This window comes from Allocoleopsis sp. (assembly GCF_036703385.1).
Lineage (GTDB): Bacteria > Cyanobacteriota > Cyanobacteriia > Cyanobacteriales > Coleofasciculaceae > Allocoleopsis.
In genome coordinates this window covers 1-22282 of the sequence record NZ_DATNPA010000242.1, presented here as the reverse complement: position 1 = coordinate 22282, position 22282 = coordinate 1, and the positions used below count along the sequence as shown (strand labels likewise).

The window sequence follows — 22282 nt, the reverse complement described above, 5'->3', positions numbered from 1 at the left end:
TCTGCTCTCTGCTACTGAACCCCTTTACTCTCACAGTCGAGGTCTTTGTCACAATGCTTATTCCGTCATCTATCAGTTCGCTGAAGCCCCTGATGACAACTAACTATGAAGTAGTTAGCATCGCTGAACTGTCAGACCAAATCCAAGCTTATAGCCAAGAACGATTTACAGGTTGGTTGGATTTAAAAATTGAAAATATCCAAGACCAGCAATGGAGACTATATTTCTGCCTAGGAAGTTTGATTTGGGGTACCAGTACGTTGCATCCGATTCGCCGTTGGAGTCGGCAATTGTTTCGTCACTGTCCACGACTGATGTTGGCTCAGGAGGCAAACCCGCATCAATGGCCGGATTACGACTCCTTAGTCGAATTGGTAAGACAAGACAAAATTCAACAGGAACAACTGGAGGCGGTCGTTGAAGGCCAAATTATGGAAATCCTGTTCGATCTCATTCAGTGGGGAGAACAACTCCGCAATCGTGCTGGAGGAGAACTGATCTATCGAAGAATTCTGGTAGACAATATTAACGATGCAAACGTGCGTAAAATTCCCACGACTCAGGCTTGGCGGTATGCCCTAAAATTGTGGGAGGCTTGGCAGCGAGCTGGATTGGAAGATTGTTCTCCAAACCTAGCTCCTGTGATCTTGAAGCCAGAAAAGTTGCAAGAGCAGACCTCATCCTTTGTCTACCGCAACCTAAGCACCCTGGCAGATGGCAATCAGACCTTCCGAGATTTAGCCGTCAAGATGAACCGGAACCTGTTGGCTCTCACCCAACCCATCATGCCCTGCGTCCGTCAAGGATTGATCGGACTGAGAAAAGTAGAGGATTTAAGTTATTCCTTCAAGAAAGTTACACCTACTACCCCTAAGCCAACTGCCGCTGATTTGCATACTGGCAAGTCCCGCTTTCCTAACGCAGCCGTAGCCAAGCCAGTCGCAACCTCTGGAAACCAGGCACCACCGCCAAATCCGGAACGTCAATCCTATAGCCCCTTAGTAGCTTGTATTGATGACAGCCGGATCGATAGCCTAACGATGCGTAAAATTCTTACAGAAGCTGGCTATCGCTGCATTAATATTCACGACCCCGTGCAAGCATTACCGATGTTGCTAGAGAACAAACCTGACCTGATCTTCTTAGATTTGGTCATGCCCATTGCCAACGGGTATGAAATTTGTTCCCAAATTCGCCGTGTTTCAGTTCTCAAAGACACACCTGTAATTATTCTCACGAGCAATGACGGAATTGTAGACCGCGTGCGAGCCAAGATGGTGGGTTCCTCAGGCTTTTTAGCTAAGCCCATCAATTCCGAGAAAATGCTGAACATGCTACGGATGCATCTACAAAAATCAGCGCAGGCATTAACACCTGTCCCATCCATGAAAGATAACGGGGAAGAGCGTCTGGCGACCCAATCGGCAGACAAAAGTTCTCCTCGACTGTCGTGACACCAAGACAGGAAATAGAGGCAACGCGGAACTACAAAGTTGGGCCTCTACCCATGTCCCACTCCTAGGAAGCGGCACACGGCGAACCCGGCTTTTCTCTCATCGCAACCTTAGGGATATGACCAAGTTTTTTAGCAGGATATTGAAATGACTACAGTGCTTTTAGTTGAAGATAGCTTGACAGAGACACAGGTGCTGACTACTTACCTCAGACAGGCAGGTTTAACGGTGGTCAGTGTCAAGAGTGGTGAGGAAGCTTACCTCAAACTCCAGTCCCAGAAACCGGATTTAGTGATTCTGGATGTGATCTTACCAGGACAAAGCGGCTTTGAACTCTGCCGAGAACTCAAAGCTAATGCCAATACCCAAAAAATCCCGGTCGTGATTTGCTCAACGAAAGGAAGCAAGGCAGACAAACTTTGGGGTTCAATGCTGGGAGCAGATGCTTACATACCCAAGCCAGTGAATCAGCAAGAACTGATGCAAACCATCCGGCAATTGACAGTGGTTTAGTCATTAGTACCAAACAGGGGCTTGAAAGTTGGCAGGTTGAAAGTTGGTGAAGAAAGGAGGTTGACGCCTTCAACCTTCAAACCTTCAACCTTCAAGCCTTCAACCTTCAAACCTTCAACCGTTCGACTGATGAAGAAAACCAGGATTTAGATATGCTCACTCCAATGTTTATCAGCTCAACAGCAACTAGTCTTGACCCTCTGACCTTAGAGCCACTCCCACCAGAAACTCGCCAGAGGCTACTTCGCTTCCCCCTAGGTCAGCAAGACAGTGCGCTGCTTCCTTTAGAGCAGATTGCAGAAATTCTCAGGTTGAACGCGGCGGAAATTCTGCCAGTTCCTGAGATGCCCAGTTGTGTTTTGGGAATTTGCAATTGGCGGGGAGAAATGCTCTGGCTGATAGACCTAAACCATCTTGTTGGCAGTCCGCCTGTATCTTGGGCAGCGGGAGCTTCTCCAGTAGCAATGGTTGTTCAGGTTAATCACCAATCAGTGGGATTGGTGGTACAGCAAGTGAACGACATTGAATTACACGAGTTGCAGCAACTTCAACCAGCGGCAATCGGCTTATTTCCACCCAGGCTTCTGCCTTTTATCTTGGGGGCTTTGCCTGGAGACGGCGGCACTGTCCTGGATGTCACGGCTATTACGAGGAGTCCCTTGTGGAAGATACACCAACAAAGAGGAGTTTCTTGAGCTTTTTCAACGTAGTCTCCCTCTCATTCTCAACAGTCCGATGGCTGAGGCAACTCAGGAGAAATTTTAACTCTAAAAAACAAGCCGATGAGGATGACGAGTTAGATGGCAAGCCATTACTTCTTCCCCAATTACCTCCCACCAATTGGTACCCAGAGAGATACTTAACCCAAACTACGACAATCGGAAATTTTTCCTCAGATGATAGCGCCTCTGTTTCCCTGTTATGGAAAAAGGGGATTCTGTACGACTTAGTCTTCACCTCAAGGGTTAGACCATCTGACTACCGCGTTTTGTCACTTGGGGGGCAGCCGTATTACAAAACAGTAAACACGGCTATAGAAGGAACTCCAGACGATTCAGGAATGCCCTACCCGTCCTGTTCAGATTTGACAGGGCACGAAGTTCAGAAGAGTGGGGAATACGGAGAGTCCCCAGGTCAGGAGAGTGGGGAATACGAAGAGTCCCCACCAATCGATTCCGATATAGGCGACCCATTGTTATCCTCGCCTCACCCAGTCACCGCACAGCTTTGTCTCCCGGCGAGTCTATCGGACAGCCATACCGCATCCACTGTTGATTCCGACACAGCTCTACAAGAGAGCACGGAGTATCCAGGCGAATTCACTCAACCAGATATCAAAACAACTGAACCTTTAACCATGCAGAAACTTGAGCAATCGGAGCCAATGTTCAACCCTGAGCCCCAGCACAAACAATCCCACAGTTATGTCAATGGGGATTGGGCTTCTATGGGAGCCAAGGGTAATCCAACGGTCGAGATGGAAGACTATTTTAAGCGCGAACGGCAGTGGTTATTAAATCTTGCCGAACGGATGCGCCGAGCCTCAAATTTTGACACGATTAACACCCTGCTCGAAATTACGATTACAGAGGTTCGCGACCATTTAAAAGCAGACCGGGTTCTGATTTATCGTTTCCAGACCGAAACCCACGGACTCGTGCTGACTGAAGCGATGTTGGGCGGGTATACCCCTAGTGCAGGAGCATTTCTGCCAGCTCTGATCTTTGGTGCTGACAATCAGAAAGATTACTACCAGCAACAAGCTGTCACCCTGAGTGCTCGCGACTCATCTATGACGAGTCCTTACCAAGTCCAACTGCTCAAACGCTACCAAGTTGAAGCCAGCCTGAGTTTGCCCATCATTATAGATAAGCAAGTGTGGGGCTTGCTGGTTGTGCAACAATGCTCGACTTCAAGGTCTTGGCAGGAAGCTGAAATTAACCTGCTCTACCATATTGTCACTGAACTGACGCTTAACCTCCAGCTAGGGGAAGTTCGTAGCCAACAGCAAAGGAAGATTGAGCTGGAAAAAGGCGTTGGTAAAGTCTCGGCTAAAATCCTCAGAAATATTCTCCGCTCTTTGGACGTTGCCACCGTTTTTAGCAGCGCCACCAAAGAAATTCGGCAGCAACTTCAGTGCGATCGCGTAGCGGTCTATCGCTTCCTTCCCGACTGGAGTGGTGACTACGTCGCAGAGTCGGTCGGACCCGATTGGGTGCCGTTAGTGGGGCCTAATATCCAAAAAGTCTGGGCTGATAGCTATTTGCAAGAGACGCAGGGCGGTCGGTATCGCAATGAAGAAACCACTGCCGTCGATAACATCTACACAGCCGGTCTCACCGATTGTCACATTGAGCTATTGGAGCAATTTGAGGCGAAAGCTTATCTGATCGCACCCATTTTTGAGGGAGACAAGCTGTGGGGGTTGCTCGCTGCCTTCCAGAACTCTGGAGCGCGTCACTGGGAAGACGCCGAGATCAGTATGTTATCGCTGATTGGTCGGCAGTTTGGTGTCGCGCTACAGCAGGCGGAATATTTGGAAAAACTTCAGGCTCGAACTGGGCAACTGGCCAAAGTTGCCGATCAGGAGCGAATGACAGCCCGCGTCATCGAAAAGATTCGCCAAACATCAAACCTTGATACCATCTTCGAGACAACCACACAAGAAGTTCGCAAACTCCTGAATGTGGAGCGAGTCACCATTTACAAATTCCGCGACGATTATTTTGGTGACTTTATCTGTGAATCCGAATCTGGGGGCTGGCCCAAACTCGTGGGCAGTGCTTGGGAAGACCCCTATTTGAACGAACACCAAGGCGGTCGGTTCCGCAACAACGAACCTCTGGTCGTGGATGATGTTTACCATAGCGGCTTAACCGAGTGCCATGTAGAAGCATTAGAACACTTTGGCGTCAAATCTTGCCTGGTGGTGTCTATCTTCCAAGGGCAAAAACTCTGGGGTTTGCTCAGTGCCTTTCAAAACAGTGGCACTCGCCATTGGGAAGACAATGAAGTGAAATTATTAAACCAAGTGGCCACTCAATTGGGCGTTGGTGTTCAACAGGCGGAGTACCTGAAACAACTTCATGCTCAAAACCAGCGGCAGAAGAAAGAGGCACAACAGGAGCAATCGCTAGCCAAAGTGATTGACAAAATTCGTCAATCCTTAGATATTGACGCTATTTTCGCCACAACCACACAAGAAGTTCGTAAACTCCTGAATGTGGAGCGAGTCACCGTTTACAAGTTCCGTGACGACTATTTCGGTGACTTTGTCTGTGAATCAGAATTTGGGGGATGGCCCAAGCTCGTGGGCAGTGGTTGGGAAGACCCCTATCTGCACGAACATCAAGGGGGTCGGTTCCGCAACAACGAAGCTCTGGTCGTAGATGATGTCTACAATGGCGGCTTAACCGAGTGCCATGTAGAAGCCTTAGAACAGTTTGAGGTCAAATCTTGCCTGGTGGTGGCTATCTTCCAAGGACAAAAGCTTTGGGGCTTGCTCAGCGCCTTTCAAAACAGTGGCGCTCGCCATTGGGATGAGAGCGAAGTCAAGCTGATGATGCAAGTCGCTACCCAATTGGGAGTGGCTCTCCAGCAGGCGGAGTACTTGAAACAACTTCATATTCAAAACGAGCAATTCGCCAAAGAGACACAACGGGAGCGAGCGCTAGCCAGGGTGATTGACAAAATTCGTCAAACTTTGGACATCAACACCGTGTTCAAAACAGCCGCGCAAGAAATGCGAATACTGTTGGGTGTTGATCGCGTAACCATCTACAAGTTCCGCGACGACTATTTCGGTGACTTTGTCTTTGAATCGGAGTTCGGAGGATGGCCTAAACTCGTTGGCAGTGGTTGGGAAGACTCGTACATTCAAGAAAATCAGGGCGGTCGGTTCCGCAGCAACGAACCTCTTGTCGTGGATGATGTGTATAACGGCGGCTTGAGTCAGTGCCATGTGGATGTTTTGGAGGACTTTGGCATCAAATCTTGCCTAGTTGTGTCTCTCTTCCAAGGACAAAAACTCTGGGGTTTGCTCAGTGCGTTTCAACACACCGGTCCCAAGCATTGGGATGAGAGCGAAGTTAAGTTGCTCATGCAAGTTAGCGCCCAACTAGGGGTGGCTCTACAACAGTCGGAGTACCTAACGCAGTTGGAGGAACAATCCAGGCAGATCGCTAAAACCGCAGAACTGGAGCAAGCCACGAACAAAATTATCTCCAAGATTCGTCAGTCCTTGGAGATAGAGCAAATTTTCCGGACAACCTGTACGGAAATGCGCCAATGGCTGAAAGCTGACCGGGTGGGTGTGTTCCGTTTTCACCCTGACTCTGGCTTTAATACTGGGGAACTGGTTTCCGAAGATGTGGGGGCAGGCTTTACTCCGGCCATGTCTATCAAGGTAGAAGACCACTGTTTTGGCGAGAAGCACGCGGAAAATTATCGCAAGGGTCGTGTCTGGGCTGTTACCGATATTTACAAGGCCAATCTCGCCGATTGTTATATTTCCACCCTCTCCCAATTCCAAGTGCGGTCTAATCTGGTTGTACCGCTGATGCAAGGAACCGAATTGTGGGGCTTGCTCTGCGTTCACCAGTGCAGTGGGCCACGTCAGTGGAATAAGGATGAGATGCAGTTTACCAAGCAAATTGCCCTTCAGTGTGGGGTGGCGTTGGAGCAGGTGCAGTATCTCAGAAAGGTGGAAGAGCAATCCACCCAGCTCGCTACAATGGCTGATACCCAGAAGGCGGTGGCGAAAATTCTCACCCGGCTCAGTCAGTCTCAGGACTTAGACTCGATCTATCGCACCACGAACCGAGAAGCTCGGCAATTGCTCAAGTGCGATCGCGTCGCTGTTTATCGCTTCGAGCCTGACTGGAGTGGTAAGTTTGTCGCTGAGTCGGTGGCAAAAGGCTGGGTGCAGTTGGTGGGACCTGAAGATATCCAAACCGTCTGGCCTGATACCTATTTACAAGAAACTCAAGGCGGTCGATATCGCAACCGTGAAACCTTCGTGGTGGATGATGTCTACACCATTGGTCACTCTGAGTGCCACCTGGAAATCTTGGAGCAATTTGAAGTCAAAGCTTATGTGCTTGCGCCAATTTTCGTCGCAGACAAGCTGTGGGGTATACTCGGTGCCTACCAAAACACGGGGTCACGTCAATGGAATAATGCCGAAGTTACAGCTCTGACTCAAATCGGGCAAGGGGTAGGCACGGCTTTGCAACGGGTGAACTACCTGGAGCAACTGGAGCAGCAGTCCAATAAATATGCCAAGCTGGCTGAGCGAGAAACCAACTTCATCAACCTGCTTTACAAAACGGGGCAGCGCATTGCTGAGCATTTGCAGCAGGGAACCCTCAACCCCAATACTCTATTGCGTGCCACGGCTCAGGAACTGCGGTTACTGCTCAAAGCGGATCGGGTAGCTGTCTATCGCTTCAATCCCAATTGGAGTGGGGAATTTGTACTCGAAGATGTCGGCGGCTCATACATGAGGTTGGTGGGCACGGAATGGGCACAGGTTACCGATTCCCTATTGAAGGAAACCAAAGGGGGCATTTATCGCAAAAACGAAGTGAGCGTGGTCAACGATATCACCACCAGTAATCATCTGACCTTCGAGCAGCAGCAACTGGAACAGTGGGGTACCAAATCCTACGTGATTACCCCTCTGTTTAATGGTGAGAATCTTTGGGGCTTGCTGGCGGTTTATCAAAACAGTGAAGCCCGGATCTGGGAAGAAGGTGAGGTCAAGCTCCTAGTACAGATGGCAACACAGCTAGGCATTGCTCTGCAACAAGCCGAGTCCCTGGAACAGATCCAGCGTCAGTCTCAGCAGCTAGCAGAAGCGGCAGAGCGGGAAAAAGCGGATAAAGAAGCGTTACAGCACGAGGTGTTGCAGTTACTGTCCGCCGTGCGACCGGCCTTGGAAGGGAATCTCACCGTCCGAGCGCCTGTTACGGAAAGCGAAGTGGGTACGGTTGCCGATGCCTACAACAACACCCTACAGAGTCTGCGTGGCATTGTACAACAGGTGCAAGAGTCCTCTCGGACAGTCGCCCAAACCTCCCAAGAGAGCGATGTTGCGATCGCTAGTCTCACCAACCAAGCGCAGCAGCAGTTCCAAGCGCTAGAGAAAGCTCTAGAGCGAATCCAGACGATGGTCGAGTTTACTGAAGCGGTGGGCAGTAGTGCTCAGGAAGTGGAAGCGTCAGTCCAGCAGGCCAACCAAATCGTCCGCACTGGGGATGAAGCGATGAACCGCACTGTGGATGGGATTCTGGCTATCCGGGAGACGGTTGCAGAAACCAGCAAACGGATTAAGCGCTTGAGTGAATCCTCTCAAAAGGTTTCCCGCGTGGTCAACCTGATCAGTAACTTTACCACTCAAACCCAACTCTTGGCTCTGAATGCTTCCATTGAAGCAACGCGAGCGGGTGAGTATGGGCGTGGCTTTGTGGTCGTTGCTGATGAAGTGCGAACTCTGGCTCGTCAGTCGGCTGAGGCTGCCACGGAAATTGAGCAGTTAGTTCAGGAAATTCAGAAGGGTACTGCTGAGGTTTCTACAGTTATGGAGACAGGGATTCAGCAGGTGGCTCAGGGCACGCATCTGGTCACAGATGCTCGTCAGAACCTGAATGCGATCATTGACGCCACGAGCCGAATCAGTGAACTCGTGGAAGGTATCACCAATGCTACCCAGCTACAAACTCAAGAATTCCAATCGGTGACCCAAACCATGACGGAAGTCTCTGCGATCGCCAACAGAACCTCGGAGGATTCCAAAGAAATTTCCACATCCTTTAAGGAACTTCTCGAAATGGCTCAAAACCTTCAAGCTAGCGCTGACCAGTTTAAGGTTAATTAATGGGTTGAAAGTTGGAAGGTTGGAAGGTTGAAGGTTGAAGGTTGAAAGTTGAAAAAAATTAATCGGCTAACCTTCAACCTTTTATGGGCTACTCAAGCCGAAAGGATGAAGGATGAAATTCGCTAACACACTTCATAGTTCAGATGACTAATGACCCAAGCATTCGCGAACAAAGCTACCGATACTTTCTTCAGGAAGCACCGGAACTCTTACAAGTTTTAGAACAAGACTTGCTCACTCTCCGAGAAGACTACAGCATCAATAAAGTTCACAACTTGATGCGAACCACTCACACCCTGAAAGGAGCTGCGGCTAGTGTTGGGTTGGAGACCATTAAAACGGTCGCTCACTCTCTAGAGGATATTTTCAAAGCCCTCTTCAACCCTGACTTGTCAATTGACCCCGAAATCGAAGCCTTACTTTTTGAGGGTTATGAGTGCCTTCGTCTACCGCTCGCCGGTGAACTGACGGGAGGAAAAGTCAATGAGGCTGAAATTCTTGATCGCACCGCCACTATTTTTGCCCAACTGCAAGAGAAGTTAGGGGACTGCTTCAGCGCAGAAGCGCAAATTCCTAGCTCAATCGAATTGGGCTTCGACGTAACACTTTCCATTTTTGAAGTCGGGGTCAATCAACGCTTAGAGGAGATTGCCGCGGTCATTGCCAGTGCTGAGCCCGCTGCGATCGCTACCGCACTCCGAACTCAGAGCGAAGTGTTCGAGGGGCTGGCTGAGTCTCTCAATTTACCAGGATTTCGAGCCATTGCCCAAGCAGCAATCCTTGCCTTAGATGCTCATCCTGATCAAGTGACGCTGATTGCTCAAACGGCGTTACAAGATTTCCAAACCGGACAGCTAGCGGTGATCAATGGCGATCGCACCCAAGGGGGTCAACCGTCCCCAGTCTTACAAAAACTGAGCGGACTAGGAAGCCATACTGAAATAGACACTTATGAATTAGAAGTACTCGAAGATCAGGGTGTTTCTAGAGCGGATCAAAGTGGGTCCGTATCCGACTTTTCCGATTATTCTACTGTGGACGTAGAAGCGTATAGCTATACATCCCTACACAGTGACCTAGAATCCTACGATACACCTAACTTTGATCGCGTCAGTGTTGACGACAACTTACTAGAGATTCCGCAGTGGATAGAAGCGGGATATGACAGCAGTAACGACATAGAGGCGTCTAGCACCCAAGAAGTTGGGGATAGCGCGATCGCACCCGATGAGCAGGAACTCGCAGAACACTATAGCTTCCATTCTCACGACTGGGCGACTCAACCTGACCTTCACACCATTAGTAGTCCCTCTGAGGCAGAGAAAAGTGTGAGTGAATCTGAGACTGATGAATCAGCCAACTTACTCTTAGAAGCTATTTGGGGAGGGACAGGGGAGAGAGAGCCGGCAAGAGAAACGAAGATAGAAACAGAAGCCAATGAGGCCACAGCCTCACCCCCTGATGTTCACGCTGCGCGCTCCTACACTCACACTCCACCCCCTGCGGTCTCCGAAACAGCCGCAAACTCGGTATCTCGCACGGTACGGGTCAATGTGGAGCATTTAGAACATCTCAATTACGCCATTGGAGAATTACTCACCAACCAAAACCGCCAATCACTCCAGAACGACCAACTCAAAGCAGCCGTTCGCACACTCCTGGCTCGTCTTCAGCAACATCAGCAACTGCTGAGTCAATTACAGGACTGGTCAGACCATCAGTTTGTGGATGTAGAACAACGGCAGATGGGAAAACAGTTGCAGCTTCAAAGGCTGACCAATGGAGGCGTCGCTTATGGGAGTTCCGAAGCAGGCACTGGGACCTTAGTACGTCCCACCACGCCAAAGCTATCCCACCCCTCTCCACACCTGAAACTGTCAAACCCAGATGACCGCTTCGATTCTCTGGAATTAGACCGCTACAGCGAAGCCCAAGTCCTCGTTCAGTCCATTCTGGAAGATGCTGTGCAACTAGCAGAAGCAACTGAAGCGATCGACCTGTTCACGAAGCAATCTCATCAGACTCTGGACAAACAACGTCGGCTGTTATCCAGTACCCGTGATGCCCTAATGGAAGCCCGGATGTTGCCCTTAGCCGAGATCTTCGGTCGCTTCCCCCGTGTCTTACGGCAATTAGAAGTTTCCCACAACAAGCGGGTCGAGCTAGAACTTCATGGCACTGATGTCTTAGTGGATAAAATGGTGGCTCAGAAGCTGTATGACCCCCTGCTGCATCTGGTTCGCAATGCCTTTGACCACGGGATTGAGTCTGCTGCGGTTCGACAAAAACGGGGAAAGCCACAAAAAGGTCAGATTTCCATCAAGGCTGTCCATCGGGGTAGGCATTTGGTGATTGAAGTCCGGGATGACGGTCAAGGGTTGAATTTTGAAAGGATTCGTCAACGGGCGGTAGAACATCTCTTCTCACCGGAACGGGTTAGTGCGCTCAATGAGGCTCAGCTGACAGATTTACTCTTTGAGCCTGGGTTTTCTACGGCCTTTGAGGTCAATGACCTTTCAGGACGAGGCGTTGGTTTGGATGTCGTGCGCGCGCAGTTGGATGCTCTCGATGGTTCGGTCGCGGTTGAATCTGAGGCTGGAAAGAGTACAACGTTTACACTACAAATTCCTCTCAACCTAACGATCGCCAAGTTGCTCATCTGTCAAGCAGGCGACCACATCTATGCCCTGTTTACGGATGCGATCGCGTCCATTCTGATTCCTCAAGCCAACCAGATTCGAGCCTGGGAAGGGGGCAAAGTCCTGCGGTGGAACCCAGGGTTTGATAGCTTTGGCAGAGTGGCTGTTTCTGAGTCAGAAGGGACATCAGGCAAAGCGCGGGCGTCTGAGCAACTCATTCCCATACATCCTCTCACGAGAGTCATGGATTATTTCTCGCCGCCATTCCCCCTCGCCTTCCAGCCGAAGCCTTCTTTTGTCTCGAAGGAACAAGCGTTACCCGTGATTCTCATCCGTTGCGTCAAGCAAGGTTACTCGGTAGAGGAAGATACACTGATGGCGCTGGAAGTAGACCAGCTGATTGGAGAGCAAGAATTAGTCATTCGTCCTTTGGGAGGCATGATGACGCCACCTAACTACGTTTATGGTGGCAGTATCTTAGCTGACGGTCGGTTGACACTGGTACTCGATGCGGCAGCCTTGATTCAGCATGTATTAGAGCAACAAGCCGATAGCAGTACCGAGGAGGCTTTCGCCACTTCGACCGCTCATCTCCTGCCCTCGAATCCCCAACAGCGTCTATTGCCACCCCAGAAGCCTGCGGCCCTATCGGCACCCCCGGCTTCAGATGTGAGGAAAAACTTCAATAAGGTGGTTCTCCTCGTGGATGACTCCATCACTCTGCGCCAAACTCTGACCCTGACTCTACAGAAGGCGGGTTATCAGGTGGTTCAAGCGAAGGATGGTTACGAAGCGATCGAACAACTTCGGCTCCAGACAGGCATCGAGTTGGTAGTCTGCGATATCGAGATGCCTCGAATGAATGGGTTTGAGTTTCTCAAACACCGTCAACAAGACTCGGCTTTGGCCAAGATTCCTGTCGTCATTCTGACTTCTCGCAGCGGTGAGAAGCACCGTTTAATTGCTGCGGAATTAGGAGCCAACGCCTATATCACTAAGCCTTTTCTGGAACACAAGTTGTTAGAGACAGTGAACGATACCATTGAGCCAAAAATCTGACTTCCTGCGTTCTAATTCATTCATTAGACCTCATGCATTAGGGACTTTTACACTCTTGAAGGAAAAGGGTGAAAGGTCAAGGAATTTTTCTTCCTTTTCCCTCTGCCCCTTATCCCCTCCAGGGGGTTTCACTTTCTCCGTTAACCTTTTCCCTGACTTCTGCAACAAGTCTATTGTTTGTTATTGACAGATCGTTGAGGAGATAGCCAATAACCCCTGACAACCAACCCCGAAAAACTCCGAACCAAGATGCACAACGAGTCAACCCTAGACAAATTCATTGTTTTTAAAGTTTCAGATTGTCACCTAGCACTGCCGATGAGCGATGTGCTGAAGGTTGTAAATTGTCCTCCGATGAATAGTGGAGGACTCAGAGCAATGGGATTAGTTCAGCTAGGTCGCCATACGATTAGAGTTTTGGATTTACATCAACAGTTAAGCCCAAAGGAGCAACCTCAGGTACCTGCAAACCAACCTTTTTTAGTCATTACTCGTAGTCCTCAGGGAGAACTTTTTGGCATTGCGGTCGAGCAACCGCCTAATTTGATGGAATTACCGAGAGAAAGCCTGCGCTCTATTCCTCAGTCTGAGCGTCAGTCAGGTGCCATTAATCTAATTAGCCATGCCGCTGTTATATCGCAAAAAAAAGTCACAACAACGATTTTTTTGCTCGATTTGAAGCGAGTTGGAGAATAGTGCGCTCCATCCTATCCAATCCGTTAGAGCCATTCTTACCTATATGGAGCTTTTATCTCTATTTGGGTGGCATCCAATATGCTACAGGCGGGCAGGATGCCCACCCCACAAGAACACTATTACTTAACCTATTCACGGTTCGCTGTTCACTGCTTGAATTCGACCATTAATTCTGCCATTGAAACCGTAAACTTGACGCGTCCCCATAAAAGGGACTAATGTCACTTCCCGTTCATCTCCTGGTTCAAACCGGACGGCTGTCCCGGCGGGAATGTCTAGCCGCATTCCTTTGGCTTGCTCTCGGTCAAAATTTAGCGCTTCATTGACTTCGTAAAAGTGAAAATGAGAACCCACTTGAATCGGGCGATCGCCTGTATTGGCTACCTGCAACCTCACGGTGGGACGCCCTGCATTCAGTTCGATTTCTCCCTCTTGGATGATGATTTCCCCTGGAATCATGCCAACCTCCGTCTCAATTCCATTACTTTTGAATAAGGTATCCCACTCTCCAACATGAGAGCAAACAGTCCCGCTTGCTCCGGAATCCTGCTGGTTCACATTGTAGTAGGTATAAGATAGGAACCACTAAGAAGAGAGTGTTCTCAAGAGATTGGCTACCCACTGGTGTATTCACAAAGGCTCAACGCTGAGTTAAATTGTGCTAGGTTGCACTGAAATTTTTAGAGAAATATTAAAGTTTGCGCATAAATTGCCAAGCTAAAGCTGATAAGTACTATAGCCACTTAGCCAAAATTAGCGGCTGCTAGGGATTTATTATTAGCCTTCCCTAATCCTTCCAGTTCTGACATCAGTATCAGTCTGGCCTCAATTTCTAACCCAAACAGTCGGATAAAACGTCTTTTTACCGAATTTATCAAAATTCTAGTGAATAGGGATTCATTTCTTAGTCACACATCCTTTTCCTTGATCGTCTAACTCCTAAATTTTTTGAGACTGGGTCAATAATATATGCCATTATGTGATTTTTTGTGATAATGAATACTCTCAAAGGCATTGTAGGCAATTTAGCCATCCTTAGATATCTAGTTATTAAGGGGAGAATATACAAGCGAGGCGAGATTGAAACGCTCTTAGATTCAATCGATAAACTTTTGGAAAAACCGGAAAACTTCTCGACAGCGGAAATCGAAGCCTTTCAGGGCTCTGTGACTGAGTGTATCTATGGTTTTGAGGGTCTCAAAGAGCGGGAAGAACAATCTCAAGCACAGAAGCAGGAGATGGAGGCTCTGATTAAACGGCTTCATCAGATTAGTTACAGATGTAGAAAACTACAAGAATTAGAGCAGTTCATCTTACGAATTATGCTGACCGTGAAACTATACCGCTAACGAATTGGGTCATGAACTGTAACCAGTTTGGTGCCATCGGGAAATGTCGCCTCCACTTGTACCTCATGTACCATCTCTGGCACGCCTTCCATCACTTCATCCCGCATCAGAAGGGTTGTTCCATAACTCATTAAATCTGCTACAGTACGCCCCTCTCTCGCGCCTTCTAAGATTGCGGCTGAGATGTAGGCGACAGATTCTGGATAGTTGAGTTTTAATCCTTTGTTCTTGCGTCGTTCTGCTACCAGGGCGGCGGTGAAAATGAGTAATTTGTCTTTTTCTTGTGGCGTCAGTTGCATAGGGGTTGAAGGTTTTTCAGGGTTGAAGGTTTTTAGGTTGAAGGTTTTTAGGTTGAAGGTTGAAGGTTTTCAGGTTAAAGGTTAAGGGTTCTCTTTTAAACTTTCAACTTTCAACCTTCTAACTTTCAACCCTTCTGCCAGACTCGTGGTGGACAACTAGGGCGTCCTAGAAAAGACAGACGAAGCAGCTGCCAAACCTGCGTAAACCAGTTTCTCACCTCCGAGGTGGAAGAACCCCGATATCGGCACAATAATCCTGACATCAGCTGAGTTACACCTGCTTCTCCTTGACGTTCCTCTGCTTTCCAAAGTAATCTTGCTTTCTCTACAATCTCTGGTGATACGACTTGCCCCACCCAAGCGAGACTTGCCACAATGGGCTGTCCTGCTAAACCATGAGGACTGTTGCAGATTTCCTCCCCAGCAGGTAGCCATTGCCGATCAATCCATAAGGGGCGTCCTTGCTGCCAGACTTCAGTATGCGATCGCCATTCTCCTTGCAAGAATCTTTCCCCCCTGGCACTGCGCCCAAATCGTGTAATTTCCCATCCCAGCCAACTGGCTCCCGGTGCTAATTCTACCTGCAAGTCTTGCTGATAAACTGCACCATCAAACACAATCGTTTCCTGGGGCAACCATTCTAAACATGCGTCTGTATCTATTTGAATATGAATGGTTTGTCTTGCTTCTTGTCCTTCGGGAGAGGTACGAGTTCTGCCCCTACTGCCGTAAATTTTACTGGCGGCAGCGGTTGTGATTAAGGCATGGGCGCGGGGAGACAGGTGGATGGTTTGGGAGAGGCGATCGCTCCCTACAACACCCCCAGCAGTATGTAACACCACACTATGGCACACCGCTGAACCCTCCGGATAAAACGATCGCTGCACCTTTAAAGGCGCTTGCATTTGGGCATGAGTTAGCTGAGTCCCGTTGTGCTGATGGACATAGACTAATTCCAAGCTGCCATGCCATCCTGGTAAACATACCTCTGTCCCTCCCCCCATCTCCTTATCTCCTCATCAGTTCTCGCCTTACTTGCATCCTAAAGACTCACGAGTCGCCACACCTGTTTTGGAATTAACACCCGTTGCTCTAGCGCAGAGTTTTTTGATCTGAACACCATCTAAAACGGCATCTGTGAAGTCAGTCCCGGTGATGTCTGCCTCATCAAAGCGAGAACGCAACATAATCGCTTCCGTCAAAACGGCATCGCTCAAATCGGCTCCGGTGAAGTCAGACAGATAAGCAATTCCACTGGTAAAATCTGCCCCATGCAAAGAAGCCTGCTTTAGGGTTGAACTGCTAAACACCACATTCCGTAAATCTGCATTGCTAAAGTTGGTTTGCTCCAGATTGACGCTGGTAAACTCTTGCCCAATCAAGCTTTGACTGGAAAAATCTTTGCCCGTGAGTTCCCCCTTGCCAACGGAGCGAGAAATCGACGAAGAACTTGCCGCTTGTGCCGATAGGGGGAAGAAAAGAAGAATGAGTGCCAATAGGAATGCCGCTAGTGGATGAAAGTATCTCATGATCATCTAAATTTTAACGATCGCTTTACTTTTTTTTACGATTCTTCAAGAATCTTCAGCTTCTTAGCTTACCCTATTCCATGCTTCAGTGGATGATTAGTCATTGACAGAGGTATTGCGCTGATCCCTTCAAGCTCCTCGTATGAGTTCCGGCTTCAAAGGGGAAGCTAATAGTAGTAGAGTTAATTAAATTGATAGTCATCGCTTCGCCAGAATTACATAGTCATCAATGACGTAATTTGATTCAAATTTTTGACCCAAGTACCGCTGCTTTAACGAGTTCATATACTTCTGTTTTGGTAAGTTATCTGTGGCAAATTTGGCAAACTCAGCCCCAAATGTAGGGATTCTCTTATCGGTTGATGTAAGGTATTTGTACCACTCTAGCCTTAATCCTAATTCCTCAAGAAACAGGTTAATAACGTTCTGTTCTTGAATAATGTCTTCAGTTTGGCGAACATTATAGGTCTTGAATAGCTTGGTACCCTGCACTATTAACAAAACATAACCTCCTGTTCTTAAATTATTTTGAAAAATATTTTTGTAAATATTATGAGAATCGATTCTCTGCTGTGCTTCATAAAAGAAGCAGTGAGAAATCACGATAAAATCGAAAAATCCTTCAGGAAGCTTTTGAGATTTATTGCTGTAATCAAAAATATCTGTTGTATCAAACCTAAAGTAAGCATTGATAGGAATAAGTTGTGGTTCTATATACCTTCTCCAAAACTGTAGTCCGCGAAATTGTAATAAAGATTGTTTTTCTAAAGAGTAGTAAGAGATATGCATCTTAGGCATGGGGAAGAAACCACTACTACTCTGTAACAACAAAGCCAGTCCGTAAGCAACTGTTCCAGGACCAGCTGCAATATCTAGAATTTTGATAGTCTTGGAAATTAAACTTGCTTTATAAACTAAAAACCATGCTATATAAGTACAATAAACATTTTCTAAAAAGTACTTTATTAAATAAACATGAGAACTTAAATTAAAACTATATTGAGGGTCTACTCCATGTTTTAATCCTTCAATGTCTTTGATAGCGTCTTGTAACTCGGCTGCAAGCGTATCTTTAGGACGTTTTTCAAGTTCGGTTTTTAAAAAATTGACTAATTCTTTTTCAAAATCATCAAATACACCTTTCTCTATACCTGTAGATTGCAGTTTAAAATCATCATGCTCAATAAAATTAAATTTATTTTGTACAAATTGAATAAAATTTTCATCGGGAAGTAATAAACTTTTCTCCTGCTTATTACCATTTTGTTGTTGCTCTAATTCTTCGAGCTTCTGTAAGGCTGGGTTGAGACGCCCAGATAAAGAGGTGAATTCTCTCTTGTAGAAAGCTAAGGATTGCTCGGACTGTAGTTTCTTCCTAAATAGCTGTTCTAACCAGGATAGTTTGGCACTAGACTTTTCAATTTCTTGCAAGATATGCTGTGCTCGTCGCTCATTACCTTGGTGTAGTGCATTACGAAACTGATATGATCGCCACCAGTGAGCAAGCGGATTACTCATAACCAAAACCTTCTTTTCCTTCCATAATCTGAATATCAGTGAGCATAGAGGCTAACTTATGCTTAAACTGCTGGTAACTTTTCTCTTCGTTGTCATACCACCAGGCATATTTGCGCTTGAGTGCCAAAGCTTCTTCGCGGGTTGATGCCACAAGGGATCGCCCAGAACTCGCATGAAATTCTTGAATCACCACGCGATCAGCAATTTTTAACTGATTAATGAAGACTTCCTGCTCATCCAAAGGAGTGGGAAGCGTTGGAGTTATAGTAATTGATAACTTTGGCACATACCCCTTTAAAGGGTCAATTCTTTGCTTAATTTTCTGAACGGCATTGAGTCTGGCTTTGATGCTGGGTGATCGGGGTTCAAAATCTTTCCTTACCGCTTCGCTTCCGGTGGGGATACTCATGTTGATCCGCAGATTCTTAAACCGTTGCAATAAATCGATATCCTTGGTAATCATTGGGCTACGAGTTTGAATAACCAGAATTAGGATGGGTGCATATTCAAGCATCACCTCTAACAACTGTCGCGTGAGTCCTTCTTTGGATTCAATCGGTTGATAGGGATCGGTAACGCTACTCATGTAAATTCTAGGAAGCTTATCAGGATTGTTTGGATACCATCTGGCTAGCTCTTTTTGCAAAAGTTCTGCTGCATTTTGCTTGATAATCACCCAATTGCCCCAATCTTGGCGCATATTGCTGTTAGGGCTGAAGGCGGCGGCATAGCAATAACTGCATCCGTATTGGCAACCCCGATAAGGATTTAAGGTGAAATCATAGGCATTGATAAAGCCTGTTGCTTGATTCAGAATTGATTGGGTATTTTTGGCATAGACATTCGCACTGCCAAAGTTTTCCCGGAGTAAAACGGTGTGTTTCTCTGTTGTATAGCCTTCATAGTGCGGTTTTGCCATCGTTAAACCTGCTATCTGGGGTTGGATGGTAAGTACTCACAAATGATGTTAGGCGTATTGACAGGGTCAGTGCTACGGGAATTTTACGGAATTTCTTCCTATCCTCTAGTTCCTGGACATGAAGTAATCGGCGATCGCAATCCACTTAGCCGTTCAATGTACATCACTTAAAACGGTTCTAAAGAAATGGATTTTACCTTCTTCGCTCCTTGAGGTGGCGAAAAATTGAAGGTATCAGGTGCGATCGCAGGATTCTCAACTCGACGCAAAATTTTTTCGTTGATTACGACATCTACACCTTCTGATTGGCTAACAATTCGTATCTGCTCCACAGTTGCCTGATCGGGTGCGACCAGAGCGTTGATTGTATATCCTTCTTTGGTATCTGTATACTCGTAAACATAGTAGTCTCGTCCTTCAATGCTACGCCGATCACCCTTGAGATTAGTTTTTTCAGAACGCAGCATTTCTGCCAAAATTTCGCGGATCTTCTGGTCTGAAATTGAACCTTGTACCCTGAGCGGTTTAAATTCTGGTGCTATTTCTAAAAATAAAGAAGAGGACATCCCGATTAAAAATGAATTATCGGATTTGTTAAAACTGGCGTAATCGCTGACAGCATATTGCTTTAAATCAGGGCGATAAATCCACACCTGCTTACCATTAGAGACGACAAGATATCGTCTTCCACCAGAACTGCCTGGTGTACCGAAAGTAATTTCTGAGCGAAACTGCTGCGGAGATTGAGCAAGAGTTTTGACCTGTGCAGAAGACCTAACCGTTGTACCTGATGATGTAGCATTTAATTGCAGTTCAGACTCCGTCTGATAGCGCTCACTTTTAACAAAATTGGCAACGGTTTTGGCTAAAAGGGCTAAATCGGGTTGATTACTCAGTTGGCTATTCGCTTCAGGAGCCGTTGTGTTATCAATAGAAGGCTGAGATTGTACCTGCACTGTCTGTGAGGGTTGAGCCTGAGCGACGGGAGGCAAGGCACTAAAAGCAACGGTTACTCCCAGGATGGTTATAACTTGTGGAATCCATTTCTGCATCAGCTTATTTACCTTGAGTTAGCGAGTTGAGCATTACAAATTTAGCGTCCTCCTGGCAGCTTTTGGGAGGGTTCAAGCAATGAGCAGTTATCAGCTATCAGTTATCAGTTTTTCTGTAATTGCTATCAGGCGAGCTCTCACCTGAGCCTGTTTGAGCGATCGCACGAGGCGTTGAGCTTGGTGTTTGTACAGGGGGACTTGCAATACCCCTGGTAATTTGTGCATTAAGGCTCTAGCGGTGCTGAGGTCACAGCCGGAAATTCGCGCGATCGCATTCGCTCCCTCAAAAATCGCCTCTGGGTTCATTGCTTTCTCTACCAGCACTCGCCAGCGTTTGGGCAGAATGCTCTTGAACCCTTCTTCAACGCGTCGTAAACCAATACTGGTGGCTAAAACCACCATGCGATCGCCAATCGCTAAACGGATATCATCAGATGGCATAAATGTAGGTGTTTCATGCCCTCTTTGGTAAAGCATGGGAACCACGCCGTAGCCATAGGCTACTTCTGCCAACAGCAACCCATTGAGCGTATCATTGATTTCAATGTGGTACTCCGTCACCAGGATGGTTTGGTTATCCAGGCGAAACAGGTTATCAATATTTTCCCCAAACGCCGCCCCCGCAAACGCTTCTGCTGCCAAAGCATAAGCACACAAGACTTGGGCATCGGGCAATAACTGTGCCAAATTCTTACTCAAGCCTTCCTCGAAAGTCCGGATGACTAAACCACCCGTTGGATTCGCCGCATGTGCCATCAGCCCGACTTCTAGATTCAGCATCTCATCATCCATTGCCACTAAGACGCTTTTTGCCGTAGGCAGATTCGCCATCTTCAACGCTTCGGCAAAATTTCCCGTAATTACGGGAAGTTTCGGTAAAATATTGGCATCAAGCTCTGTATTGGTAATCCCTACCACCGATTGCTTAAATTCTTGCAACATCCCTGCCACCCCCTGACCGACGCGGCCTAATCCAATCACCACCACATGGTCTTGTAGCGGCACGGGCGGACGGCGCTTTAAAAACTGGAATCTAGCGCTTAAGAGCATTTCTGTGAGCAGCGCATACAACACCCCCACAAAAGCCGTGCCTGCCAAACCCAGTCCCAGACTCATCAACTGCAACCACCAAGGCACCGGAATTGTAAAGTTAAACCCGCCGAAAAGGTCTCCAAAGCCTCCCAACAGCAGGATTGCCGTTGTGTACAAAGCATTGACCGTACTCATGTTGGGATAGTACAACCGATACAACAATGCTCCCAACAGCCACAGGAACAACACCGTAATCCCGCTGACAATCGCAACCCGCCGCACCTGATGCTGGTAGGTGGATTGCCACAATTGGATGAGCTTGCGTTTGAGATTTAGCCAACTTAGACCCTGAACAATGGCTTGCAAAAATTGTCGCCGTTCTCGCTTCGTCTCCGTTACTCGTTTTTCAGAACGGCTAGACAATTTTTCGGTCACTTCAACGTAAACAATCGTGTCTCCCGCCTGCACAAGGGCATTCGGTTCCCACTGGTGAAACCCCGTAACCATCCTAGATGAGTTGGGCATGTGACTCAGAACTCGACGTGTGGAACTGTTGAGTTCGTACACCAATCGTCTGCAAAACGGCCCACCTGATTGGATGTAACGCTTCACCACCCGCAGTTGATGCCCTTCCAGGTTGAAAAAACCCAAGGTCATGGTTCCCATCGCGGCAAGAGCAAACGCCGTTACAGGAAGCTGAGTCGGATCAAAGGAAACAAAATTCCCCAGGTGTTTGCTCAACAGTTCATTGAGATTTTCTTTGGCAGAACGCACCACTAAACGGGTGTGGGGATTCAAAAGTCGTGCAGCAAAGGCGGCTTCTGTATTGATGCGTTCACTACTGGTGACCAAAAGGACGGCTCGACACTGCTGAATCTTGGCTTGCTTTAAAACACTCTCTTGGCGACAATCGCCGATGACTAGATCTTCTAATAGGTTGGGTATATCAGGAATTTCCCAATGCCTGGGCTGCGCTTCCTCGATGGCAATGATACTAACCCCAAATCCTTTGAGAGCGACGACACATTGCTGACCCAAACTGCCCAGCCCACAGACCAAAAAACGGTTTAATTTTATCGGAGAGGCATTGGAACGCTGCTGAGAATTCGCAGCTTTTTCCATTGTTTTCGCCATTTGTCAAGCTAATTTAGCTTCGATTATAGGCGAGGGCATGGTGCAAGACTCAGCTTCACCTGTTTTCACTGGAAAGTTATTCATCCGCCGCCATGCGAGATGCGATCGCTCTCAGGACAGAGGCCAATCCCTCCTGAGACAACAGGCTCATCTGTGCAATGATATAATCGACGAGGTGACTGCTGGTAGATACCAAAACCAAACCCGATTCT

General features: G+C 47.6%; 16 protein-coding genes. 8 read left to right on the top strand and 8 right to left on the bottom strand.

Features of this window, described 5'->3' with window-relative positions:
* Positions 1-92 precede the first annotated feature (92 nt).
* The 6 genes from V6C93_RS11780 to V6C93_RS11755 all read left to right on the top strand — a co-directional run bounded on the left by V6C93_RS11780 (position 93) and on the right by V6C93_RS11755 (position 13238).
* Positions 93-1454: a response regulator gene (locus V6C93_RS11780; RefSeq protein WP_333476849.1), complete on the top strand. Its 1362-nt coding sequence runs from the start codon at positions 93-95 to the stop codon at positions 1452-1454.
* Between the two features lie 147 nt (positions 1455-1601).
* Complete coding sequence (locus V6C93_RS11775; protein WP_333476848.1) at positions 1602-1967, top strand: response regulator; 366 nt, start codon at positions 1602-1604, stop codon at positions 1965-1967.
* Positions 1968-2119: 152 nt separating this feature from the next.
* Positions 2120-2662 carry a chemotaxis protein CheW gene (locus tag V6C93_RS11770; protein WP_333476847.1) on the top strand — a complete coding sequence of 181 codons (543 nt, stop codon included), beginning with the start codon at positions 2120-2122 and terminating at the stop codon, positions 2660-2662.
* Positions 2659-8844 carry a GAF domain-containing protein gene (locus V6C93_RS11765; protein ID WP_333476846.1) on the top strand — a complete coding sequence of 2062 codons (6186 nt, stop codon included), beginning with the start codon at positions 2659-2661 and terminating at the stop codon, positions 8842-8844. Before V6C93_RS11770 ends, V6C93_RS11765 begins: the two co-directional genes overlap by 4 nt.
* A 143-nt stretch (positions 8845-8987) precedes the next feature.
* The gene (locus tag V6C93_RS11760) at positions 8988-12542 is read left to right on the top strand and encodes a hybrid sensor histidine kinase/response regulator (RefSeq protein ID WP_333476845.1); all 3555 of its coding nucleotides are present in this window, start codon (positions 8988-8990) and stop codon (positions 12540-12542) included.
* A 249-nt stretch (positions 12543-12791) separates the two neighbouring features.
* On the top strand, positions 12792-13238 hold the full coding sequence (locus V6C93_RS11755; protein ID WP_333476844.1) for a chemotaxis protein CheW: 447 nt from the start codon (positions 12792-12794) through the stop codon (positions 13236-13238).
* A 132-nt stretch (positions 13239-13370) separates the two neighbouring features.
* Here V6C93_RS11755 and V6C93_RS11750 read toward each other — a convergent pair whose 3' ends face one another.
* Positions 13371-13697: an urease subunit beta gene (locus V6C93_RS11750; RefSeq protein ID WP_349262689.1), complete on the bottom strand. Its 327-nt coding sequence runs from the start codon at positions 13695-13697 to the stop codon at positions 13371-13373.
* Between the two features lie 536 nt (positions 13698-14233).
* Here V6C93_RS11750 and V6C93_RS11745 point away from each other — a divergent pair.
* Positions 14234-14587 carry a hypothetical protein gene (locus tag V6C93_RS11745; RefSeq protein ID WP_333476843.1) on the top strand — a complete coding sequence of 118 codons (354 nt, stop codon included), beginning with the start codon at positions 14234-14236 and terminating at the stop codon, positions 14585-14587.
* Here V6C93_RS11745 and ureA read toward each other — a convergent pair.
* The 5 genes from ureA to V6C93_RS11720 form a co-directional block, all read right to left on the bottom strand.
* Positions 14584-14886, bottom strand: coding sequence for an urease subunit gamma (gene ureA, locus V6C93_RS11740; protein WP_333476842.1), 303 nt, complete (start codon positions 14884-14886; stop codon positions 14584-14586). The two genes, V6C93_RS11745 and ureA, sit on opposite strands and share 4 nt — an antisense overlap.
* A 125-nt stretch (positions 14887-15011) precedes the next feature.
* Entirely contained in the window at positions 15012-15890 is an 879-nt protein-coding gene (locus tag V6C93_RS11735) for an urease accessory protein UreD (RefSeq protein ID WP_333476841.1), read from the bottom strand.
* Between the two features lie 27 nt (positions 15891-15917).
* The gene (locus V6C93_RS11730; protein WP_333476840.1) at positions 15918-16415 is read right to left on the bottom strand and encodes a pentapeptide repeat-containing protein; all 498 of its coding nucleotides are present in this window, start codon (positions 16413-16415) and stop codon (positions 15918-15920) included.
* Positions 16416-16613: 198 nt separating this feature from the next.
* Complete coding sequence (locus tag V6C93_RS11725) at positions 16614-17933, bottom strand: hypothetical protein (RefSeq protein WP_333476839.1); 1320 nt, start codon at positions 17931-17933, stop codon at positions 16614-16616.
* On the bottom strand, positions 17926-18852 hold the full coding sequence (locus tag V6C93_RS11720; RefSeq protein WP_333476838.1) for an SPL family radical SAM protein: 927 nt from the start codon (positions 18850-18852) through the stop codon (positions 17926-17928). Before V6C93_RS11720 ends, V6C93_RS11725 begins: the two co-directional genes overlap by 8 nt.
* Before the next feature lie 42 nt (positions 18853-18894).
* Between V6C93_RS11720 and V6C93_RS11715 the strand changes: the two genes are divergently transcribed.
* Positions 18895-19023: a hypothetical protein gene (locus tag V6C93_RS11715; RefSeq protein WP_333476837.1), complete on the top strand. Its 129-nt coding sequence runs from the start codon at positions 18895-18897 to the stop codon at positions 19021-19023.
* On the opposite strand, the gene V6C93_RS11710 is transcribed toward V6C93_RS11715, so the two are convergent.
* Together V6C93_RS11710 and V6C93_RS11705 are read right to left on the bottom strand one after the other, a co-directional pair.
* On the bottom strand, positions 19020-19904 hold the full coding sequence (locus tag V6C93_RS11710; RefSeq protein WP_333476836.1) for a hypothetical protein: 885 nt from the start codon (positions 19902-19904) through the stop codon (positions 19020-19022). The genes V6C93_RS11715 and V6C93_RS11710 overlap by 4 nt on opposite strands.
* Before the next feature lie 90 nt (positions 19905-19994).
* Positions 19995-22058: a potassium channel family protein gene (locus V6C93_RS11705; protein ID WP_333476835.1), complete on the bottom strand. Its 2064-nt coding sequence runs from the start codon at positions 22056-22058 to the stop codon at positions 19995-19997.
* Positions 22059-22282: the final 224 nt, after the last annotated feature.

Excerpts from the sequence above, each read along its gene's own strand:
- V6C93_RS11755 (WP_333476844.1), top strand. The coding sequence starts at position 12,792 with ATGCACAACGAGTCAACCCTAGACAAATTCATTGTTTTTAAAGTTTCA.
- V6C93_RS11775 (WP_333476848.1), top strand. The coding sequence starts at position 1,602 with ATGACTACAGTGCTTTTAGTTGAAGATAGCTTGACAGAGACACAGGTG.
- V6C93_RS11730 (WP_333476840.1), bottom strand. The coding sequence starts at position 16,415 with ATGAGATACTTTCATCCACTAGCGGCATTCCTATTGGCACTCATTCTT.
- V6C93_RS11735 (WP_333476841.1), bottom strand. The coding sequence starts at position 15,890 with ATGGGGGGAGGGACAGAGGTATGTTTACCAGGATGGCATGGCAGCTTG.
- V6C93_RS11760 (WP_333476845.1), top strand. The coding sequence starts at position 8,988 with ATGACTAATGACCCAAGCATTCGCGAACAAAGCTACCGATACTTTCTT.
- V6C93_RS11780 (WP_333476849.1), top strand. The coding sequence starts at position 93 with ATGACAACTAACTATGAAGTAGTTAGCATCGCTGAACTGTCAGACCAA.
- ureA (WP_333476842.1), bottom strand. The coding sequence starts at position 14,886 with ATGCAACTGACGCCACAAGAAAAAGACAAATTACTCATTTTCACCGCC.
- V6C93_RS11725 (WP_333476839.1), bottom strand. The coding sequence starts at position 17,933 with ATGAGTAATCCGCTTGCTCACTGGTGGCGATCATATCAGTTTCGTAAT.
- V6C93_RS11705 (WP_333476835.1), bottom strand. The coding sequence starts at position 22,058 with ATGGAAAAAGCTGCGAATTCTCAGCAGCGTTCCAATGCCTCTCCGATA.
- V6C93_RS11745 (WP_333476843.1), top strand. The coding sequence starts at position 14,234 with ATGAATACTCTCAAAGGCATTGTAGGCAATTTAGCCATCCTTAGATAT.
- V6C93_RS11710 (WP_333476836.1), bottom strand. The coding sequence starts at position 19,904 with ATGCAGAAATGGATTCCACAAGTTATAACCATCCTGGGAGTAACCGTT.
- V6C93_RS11750 (WP_349262689.1), bottom strand. The coding sequence starts at position 13,697 with ATGATTCCAGGGGAAATCATCATCCAAGAGGGAGAAATCGAACTGAAT.
- V6C93_RS11715 (WP_333476837.1), top strand. The coding sequence starts at position 18,895 with ATGATGTTAGGCGTATTGACAGGGTCAGTGCTACGGGAATTTTACGGA.
- V6C93_RS11770 (WP_333476847.1), top strand. The coding sequence starts at position 2,120 with ATGCTCACTCCAATGTTTATCAGCTCAACAGCAACTAGTCTTGACCCT.
- V6C93_RS11720 (WP_333476838.1), bottom strand. The coding sequence starts at position 18,852 with ATGGCAAAACCGCACTATGAAGGCTATACAACAGAGAAACACACCGTT.